5 protein-coding genes are annotated in these 7746 nt (G+C 71.1%); 3 read left to right on the top strand and 2 right to left on the bottom strand.

Annotated features, from left to right (window positions below; genetic code table 11):
- Positions 1-136 precede the first annotated feature (136 nt).
- Positions 137-622 carry a winged helix-turn-helix transcriptional regulator gene (locus tag FGF04_RS19965; RefSeq protein ID WP_149512687.1) on the top strand — a complete coding sequence of 162 codons (486 nt, stop codon included), beginning with the start codon at positions 137-139 and terminating at the stop codon, positions 620-622.
- Between the two features lie 69 nt (positions 623-691).
- Here FGF04_RS19965 and FGF04_RS19970 read toward each other — a convergent pair whose 3' ends face one another.
- Positions 692-1303 (bottom strand): GOLPH3/VPS74 family protein, encoded by a 612-nt coding sequence (locus FGF04_RS19970; protein ID WP_149512688.1) that lies wholly within the window; start codon positions 1301-1303, stop codon positions 692-694.
- A 377-nt stretch (positions 1304-1680) separates the two neighbouring features.
- On the opposite strand from FGF04_RS19970, the gene FGF04_RS19975 reads away from it, so the two are divergent.
- Positions 1681-4716: a family 16 glycoside hydrolase gene (locus tag FGF04_RS19975; protein ID WP_149512689.1), complete on the top strand. Its 3036-nt coding sequence runs from the start codon at positions 1681-1683 to the stop codon at positions 4714-4716.
- Between the two features lie 142 nt (positions 4717-4858).
- Positions 4859-6271: an erythromycin esterase family protein gene (locus tag FGF04_RS19980; protein WP_149512690.1), complete on the top strand. Its 1413-nt coding sequence runs from the start codon at positions 4859-4861 to the stop codon at positions 6269-6271.
- A 113-nt stretch (positions 6272-6384) separates the two neighbouring features.
- Here FGF04_RS19980 and FGF04_RS19985 read toward each other — a convergent pair whose 3' ends face one another.
- Positions 6385-7719, bottom strand: coding sequence for an aldehyde dehydrogenase family protein (locus FGF04_RS19985; protein WP_149512691.1), 1335 nt, complete (start codon positions 7717-7719; stop codon positions 6385-6387).
- Positions 7720-7746 lie beyond the last annotated feature (27 nt).

The raw sequence follows: 7746 nt of genomic DNA on the forward strand, positions 1-7746 counted from the left end.
CGCCGAGACGGCCGGGTCCTCCCACGTGAACGTGCGCGACCTGTCCATGCTGCTCCTCCGACGGCTGGCTTTGTTTGCCGAAGCTAGCCACTCCCGCTTCTGGCTGTCAATGGCGGAGCGGGCCTAGGCTCGTCGCATGGAGTGGCTTGAGGTCAGTACCGAGAACTGCACCGTCCGGCGCACGCTGGACGTGGTGGGCGAGAAGTGGTCCCTGCTGGTGCTCCGGGACGCCATGAACGGGGTACGGCGCTTCGACGACTTCCGGCGGCACATCGGACTCTCCGACGCGGTGCTCGCGGACCGGCTGCGCAAGCTGGTCGCGGCCGGGATCCTGGACACCGTCCCCTACCAGGAGTCGGGCCGGCGCACCCGGAACGAGTACCGGCTCACCGGCAAGGGCTGGGACCTGTGGCCCGTGATGCTGGCGCTCAAGCAGTGGGGGGACCACTACACGGCCGACCCGGCGGGGCCGCCCCTGGACGTCTACCACTCGGACTGCGGCGAACCCCTGCACACGGTGGTCACCTGCGCCGACGGCCACGGCCCGCTGCGGCCGAGGGAGGCGGGCACGCGGCCGGGCCCCGCCGCCCGGCCGCTGTCCCGGACCGACCACGAGCGGTAGACGACCGGCGCCCGACGCACGCCCACCGCCGGGGAGCGGCAGCGGGTCCGCCCCCTCAGGCCGTCCCCGTCACTGGCCGCGCCAGATGTTGTCGAAGGCCGCGTTCTCGATGCTGCGCCGCTGCCGTACGGCTTCCAGTTCCCGCACCGCGTCGTTGACCGCGGCCAGTACGGTCACGACCGCGTCGTCCACGTGGTCCGCCACCTCTCCTTCCGGTTCGTCGCGCAGGCCCACGGCGGCCGTCAGGAACGCGAGGACCGGCTCGTCCGCCGTACGGCGGGCGGCCGCGTGGCGCCGGGCCGGGGAGTCCGTCAGGGTCTCCTCGCCGTCGCGGAAGGGGTTCCATCCGTGGCGTGGCCGCGTGACCTGTCCCTCCGCCCGCAGCGCGGCGAGGTAGGTCGCGGACAGGTCGCGGCCCCGGCGCCACAGCCAGTCCTCGACGGACTCGTACGGCTCCTGTCGGTGGAGCGCCGACGCCGCCTCCTCCAGCAGGCCGTCCCCCAGCTCTCCCCGCCCCTGTTCGGCGGGCACGATGCGGTCCCCGTCCAGGGTGAGGACCCCGGCCTCGCCGAGATCGACGAGTTCGGCTCCGGCGAGGGCCAGCGAGAGGTCGCCCTGCCCGGCGGGACGGTCGGACCCGACATCCATGGTGCTGATCAGAAGGTCGCGCGGTGTGGTCATGACGAGCTCCGTGTCTGTCGATGTCGGGCCCCGGTCGGGGTCCGGGACCGGCGGCGCGCACGGTCGCCCGACCGCGGCACGGGTCCTTCGGGTACCGAGTCTGCCCGACGCGGCCCAGGTACCGGGTGCCGTCACGATCACGCCGTCCCACCATGTCGCCGACTGCCCCGGACCGCCTGGACCGCGGGCCCCCGGGCGTCCGTTCCGCGGCCCACCGCCGCGGCCCATTTCCCGTTCACATCAAGGACTTTGAACACTCGCAGTACAAAGTATGGACAGACAAAGTGAAAGGCCCTTAGGTTGGCGGCGCAACTCAGCCACGTAACAGAGACCGGAACGCAGTCCGGCACGGTCCGGTCCCGCCACATGGAGGACCGTTGTCCCACCATCAGTTCGTGCGTGCCCGAAGACTCCTCACCTCCCTGCTGACCGGGGCCGTCCTGGCCGGCGGTCTCCTCGCGGCCCCCGCCGTCTCGGCCGCCGAGGACGCCACGGCCGCCGCGGACGCCGCCGCGGCCATCCCGCCCCAGGAACCCGGCGTCACCCTGCGCGTGTTCGACGTGCAGACGCCGCTGAGCAAGCTGTGCACCCTCAAGCCCGGTCAGACGCCCAACCACGACGCGCTCAAGTCGACGGTGGACTGGTCCACGGCCGAGGACTTCGGCGGCTTCTCCGACCGCTTCGTCTCGGAGGTGACCGGCTATCTGGTCGTACCGAGCGACGGCACCTACGGGCTGCGCCTCACCAGCGACGACGGCTCCCGGCTGAGCATCGACGGCGCCACCGTCATCGACCACGACGGACTCCACGGCGCGGAGCCGAAGGACGCCTCCGTCCAACTCACCGCGGGTTCGCACCCGTTGCGCATCGAGCACTTCGAGCGTGACGGCGGACAGGAACTGCGGCTGGCCTGGCAGCCGCCGGGGGCGAGCGACTTCACCACCGTGCCGCGCGAGGCGCTGAGCACGGACGCCGGCGTCGTCCGGGTCACGGCCCCCGGGCGCAAGGAGTGCGAGGAGAGCGGCGACACCCCCGGCGACGGCCTCCCGCTGACGGAGGTGAACCCCGGCCTGACCCTCACCGACCTGCGTCCCGACGGCTTCGAGCCGCAGGTCAGCGGCATGGACTGGCTGCCCGACGGACGTCTGGCGATCACCACCTGGGGCGGCTCCGACAACGTTGCCGGTGAGGTCTACCTGCTGGACAACGTGACCGGGAAGACCAGCAAGGACAAGGTCACCGTCAAGAAGGTGGCGAGCGGGCTGCGCGAGCCCATGGGCATCAAGTACGTCGACGGTTCGCTGTACGTGTCGCAGAAGCACCAGCTGACCCGGCTCGTCGACAAGGACCACGACGACGTCACCGACGAGTACCGCAAGGTGGCGACCTGGCCGTACGGCGGGAACTTCCACGAGTTCGCCTTCGGCCTCCTCTACCGCGACGGCTACTTCTACGTGAACCTGTCGGTCTCCATCAACCTCGGCGGCGCGACCACGGTCCCGCAGCCGGCCCCGAACCGCGGGACCACGTACAAGGTCAGCAAGAAGACCGGCAAGATCAGCCCGGTCGCGGGCGGTCTGCGCACGCCGAACGGAATCGGCTGGGGTCCCGAGGGCGAGATCTTCGCCACGGACAACCAGGGCGGCTGGCTGCCCTCGTCGAAGCTCGTCCACATCAAGCAGGGCCGCTTCTTCAACCACTACACCGAGCCGTCCGGCCCCTTCGACGCGGCCGTCCCGACCGCGCCGGTGCTGTGGCTGCCGCAGAACGAGATCGCCAACTCCCCCTCCACACCGCTGTATGTGAAGAAGGGTCAGTTCAAGGGTCAGATGCTGATCGGCGACGTGACCTACGGCGGTCTGCAGCGCGCGTACCTGGAGAAGGTGAAGGGGCAGTACCAGGGCGCGGTCTTCCGCTACACGCAGGGCCTTGAGGCCGGTGTCAACCGACTGTCCTACGGTCCCGACGGCGCGATCTACGCCGGCGGCCTGGGCGCCGACGGCAACTGGGGCCAGGAGGGCAAGCTCAAGTTCGGTCTGCAGAAGCTCACTCCGAACGACAACAACACCTTCGACGTCAAGACGATGCGCGCGGTGCCGGGCGGCTTCGACCTGACCTACACGCAGCCCGTGTCCGCGAAGACGGCCGAGGAGCTGGCCAAGCACTACAAGGCCGAGCAGTGGCGCTACACGCCGACCTCCGACTACGGCGGCCCGAAGATCGCCGAAGAGGTGCTCCCCGTACGGTCCGCCGAGCTGTCGAAGGACAGGCGCACCGTCAAGCTGCGGCTGGACAACCTGAAGCCCGACCGGGTCGTGCACGTGCGCTCCCCGCGGCCGTTCACGTCCGAGTCCGGTGAGTCGCTGTGGAACACCGAGGCCTGGTACACGCTCAACGCCATGCCCGGCAAGCAGCCGCCCGCCGCCGTCCAGTACGAGGCCGAGGAGGCGCGGCTCACCGGTGTGGCCGGTGTCGCCACGGACCACTCCGGCTACTCCGGCAGCGGGTTCGTCGCCCGGTACAACACGGAGGGCAAGGTCGGCACGACCTTCGACGTGACGGTCAAGAAGTCGGGCACCTACGACGTCAACCTGCGCTACTCCAACGGCCCGAACCCCTTCCAGGGCACCAAGTCGCTCTCCCTGTACACCAACGGGAAGAAGCTGCGGCAGGTGAAGCTCCCCTCCACGGACAACTGGGACACCTGGTCCAGCCGGACCGAGGAGGTGCGGCTGCGCGCGGGGAAGAACACCCTCTCCTACCGCTTCGACGCCGGGGACACCGGTCATGTGAACCTCGACGCGCTCACGGTGCGCCCGCACGGCACGCGGCTCGCCCTCTTCGACGGCACCGCGGCCTCGCAGACGCAGTGGCAGCACACGGACGGCCGGCGCGTGGAGTGGCCGCTCGCCGACGAGAAGTCGATGGAGGTGTGCTGCGGTGACATCCGGACCATCGACGCGTACCAGGACTTCAAGCTGCACGTCGAGTTCCGTGTCCCGCTGCTGCCGGACGACGTCACCGGCCAGAACCGCGGGAACAGCGGCATCTTCATCCAGGACCGCTACGAACTGCAGATCCTGGACTCCTACGGGGACACCACCCTGGACACCAACGAGGCAGGAGCCATCTATCTGAAGAAGGCGCCGGACGTCAACGCGGCCAAGGCGCCCGAGACCTGGCAGACGTACGACCTCGTCTTCCGGGCCGCCCGCTACGACGACGCGGGCAAGAAGACCGCGGACGCCCGGCTGACCGTGGTGTGGAACGGCACGAAGGTGCACGACGACATCACGCTCGACGGTCCGACCGCGTCGGGCCGGGCCGAGACCCCGGCGGCGGGACCGATCCGCCTCCAGGACCACGGGAACAAGGTCCGCTTCCGCAACATCAGGCTGGAACCGCTCAAGTGACGCACTGCCGGGCCCGGTCGACGCCGGGCCCGGCACCCGTGCGGCGGGGGGTGGCAGGGGTGCGGTGGTAGTGCCTGCGGTACCTCCAGGTGGGCAGCGTATGGGTTCGTGACGCCCCTGGTGCGCACGGGAATCTAAGGGCATGACGCGAAGCAAGGCAGTGATCATCCCCTCGGCCCTCCTCTCCCTCGCCGCCCTGGCGGCCGCCACCCCGGCCCTCGCCGACGCGGTGCAGGACGCGCCGCCGCAGGCTCGCACGGCGACCACGACCACCGCGGCCCGGGGCCCGGCCGCGGGCCAGGACCTGAAGGGCGTGGTGGCCGCCATCGAGCACGCCGCCCGCCCGCTCAGGAGCACCGACCCCGACGGCGGTCTGCGGGACCTCGACGCGCTGGGCCGCATGATCGGGGGCGCCGACGTGGTGGGGCTGGGCGAGGCCACCCACGGTTCGCGGGACTTCTTCCGGATGAAGCACCGGGTCTTCCGCTACCTGGTCGAGGAGAAGGGCTTCCGGACCTTCTCCCTGGAGCTGCCCTGGAGCAGCGGTGTACGGATCGACGAGTACGTGCTGCACGGCAAGGGCGACCTGCGGGACATCGCGGACGACGAGTTCCAAGGCGCGTACCGGATCTGGAACAACCAGGACTACAGGAACCTCTTCGAGTGGATGCGCGCGTACAACCGCAGTCACCCGAAGGACCCGGTGCGGATCATGGGCGACGACATGGGCTACGCGGGGCCGGAGTCGTACCGACGGGTGACGGACTACGTGGCCCGGCAGTACCCGCGGTTGCTGGGGCGCGTCGACGAGCTCTACCGCGGACTGGCCCCCACCACCGACGCCGGCACGTACAGCGACGCGTACCTCAAGCTGCCGCTGGCCGAGCGCATGGAGCGGGCGGAGCGCACCCGCGAGGTGTACGAGCTCCTGCGCGACCAGCGGCCGGGGCGCGGCGAGCGGCAGGCCCACCTGTGGGCCGTGCAGCACGCCAGGACCATCCACCAGATGGCCGCGGGCTACTCGTTCGACGTGACCGACGACGCCGAGGTCACGAAGATGATGCGGATGCGCGACGAGGTGATGGCGCAGAACGTGGCGTGGTGGCGCGAGCACACCGGCGACAGGATCCTGCTGTCGGCGCACAACACCCACGTGTCCTACGACTCGTTCGACGAGCGCTACCCCAAGACGCAGGGGTCGTTCCTGCACGACGCGCTGGGCCGCGAGTACGTCAGCATCGGCTTCACGTTCCACCAGGGCGCGTTCAAGGCGTTCGGCACCGAGGACAACGTGATCCGGACCTACCGCGTGGGTGCCGCGCCGGCGGGCTCCAACGAGGACACCCTGGACAAGGTCCGCCAGGAGGACTACGTCCTCGACATGCGCACGGCGCCGAACTCCGCCCGCGCCTGGCTGGCGAAGCCCCGGCTGACCTACAACATCGGCGCCGGGTGGCCCGACCCGCAGACGTACCGGATCGGGCTCGGCAAGGCACACGACATCCTCATCCACCTGAACGACGTCGAGGCCACCGAGTACCTGGGCACCCCCTGATCCCCACGATCCCCACGGGGACGCGGCGGGACGGGAGCAAGCACGGGAGCGGGCACGGGCAGGGGCGCCCGTGCCCGCTCCCGTCGTCCGTGCCCGCGCGTGCGCGTCCGCGCTCACGCCACGGTGCGGATCAGCTTCTTGTTGACGAACTCCTCGATGCCCGGGCGGCCGAGTTCGCGCCCGAAGCCCGAGCGCTTGACGCCGCCGAAGGGCAGCTCCGCGCCCTCCGCGCCGACGCCGTTGACGAAGACCATGCCGGCCTCGATCCGGTCGGCGACCCGCTCGGCCTGGGCCGGGTCGGTGGTGAAGACGTACGAACCGAGGCCGTACGGGGTGTCGTTGGCGATGCGGACCGCGTCGTCCTCGTCGGCGGCCGCGAAGACCATGGCGACCGGGCCGAACAGCTCCTGCCGGGCGGCAGCGTGCCCGGTGGTGAGCCCGGTGAGGACCCCGGCCGGGACGTACGCGCCGTGCCGGCGGCCGGTGCCGTGCAGGGTCGCGCCCTCGGCGACGGCCGCGTCCACCTGGCGGCCGAGGTGTTCGGCGGCGGCCACGGACGACAGGGGCGCCCCGGTCTCCGCGGCGAGGAGGCGGGCGGTGAACCTCTCGACGAACGGCTCGTACAGCTCCTCGACGACCACGAAGCGCTTGGCGGCGTTGCAGGCCTGGCCGGTGTTGTCGAGCCGCGCGGCGACGGCGGCGTCGACGACCGCGTCCAGGTCGTCGGTGGACAGCAGGAGGAACGGGTCGGAGCCGCCGAGTTCGAGGACGACCTTCTTCAGGTGGCGGCCCGCGATCTCGGCGACGGCGGCGCCCGCCCGCTCCGAACCGGTGAGCGACACGCCCTGGACGCGCGGGTCGGCGATCACGTCGGCGACCTGCTCGTTGGTGGCGTAGACGTTGACGTACGCCCCCGCCGGGAAGCCCGCCTGCGCGAACAGCTTCTCCAGGAGCGCGGCGGTGGCGGGGCACTGCGGGGCGTGCTTGAGGACGACGGTGTTGCCGATGGCCAGGTTCGGGGCGGCGAAGCGGGCGACCTGGTAGGCGGGGAAGTTCCACGGCATGATGCCGAGCAGGACGCCCACGGGGCTGCGCCGGACGACGGCGCTGCCCGGGCCCGAGGTGACGTCGAGGGGCTCGTCGGCGAGGAACTCCTCGGCGTGGTCGGCGTAGTAGTGGTAGATCTCGGTGCAGAAGCCGATCTCGCCCTGCGCCTCGGCGAGGGGCTTGCCCATCTCGCGGACGATGCTCGCGGCGAGCGCGTCCTGGTGCTCGGCGTGCAGGTCGCCGAGGCGGCGCAGCAGCGCGGCCCGTTCGGCGACAGAGGCGGAGCGGCCCCACGCCGTCGCGGCATGGGCCGCGTCGACGGCCGCGGCGACCTCGGCGTCGGTGGCGGTCAGGTAGGTCGCGACGACCTCTGCGGTCGCCGGGTCGGTGACGGCGTACATGGGGACTCCAGGGTGGTGAAGGGGCGG

The sequence above is a fragment of the Streptomyces apricus genome, from assembly GCF_008369065.1.
Taxonomy (GTDB): Bacteria; Actinomycetota; Actinomycetes; order Streptomycetales; family Streptomycetaceae; genus Streptomyces; species Streptomyces apricus.

Bases quoted from the DNA above. Each gene is read 5' to 3' on its own strand.
- FGF04_RS19965 (WP_149512687.1), top strand. From the start codon at position 137: ATGGAGTGGCTTGAGGTCAGTACCGAGAACTGCACCGTCCGGCGCACG.
- FGF04_RS19970 (WP_149512688.1), bottom strand. From the start codon at position 1,303: ATGACCACACCGCGCGACCTTCTGATCAGCACCATGGATGTCGGGTCC.
- FGF04_RS19980 (WP_149512690.1), top strand. From the start codon at position 4,859: ATGACGCGAAGCAAGGCAGTGATCATCCCCTCGGCCCTCCTCTCCCTC.
- FGF04_RS19985 (WP_149512691.1), bottom strand. From the start codon at position 7,719: ATGTACGCCGTCACCGACCCGGCGACCGCAGAGGTCGTCGCGACCTAC.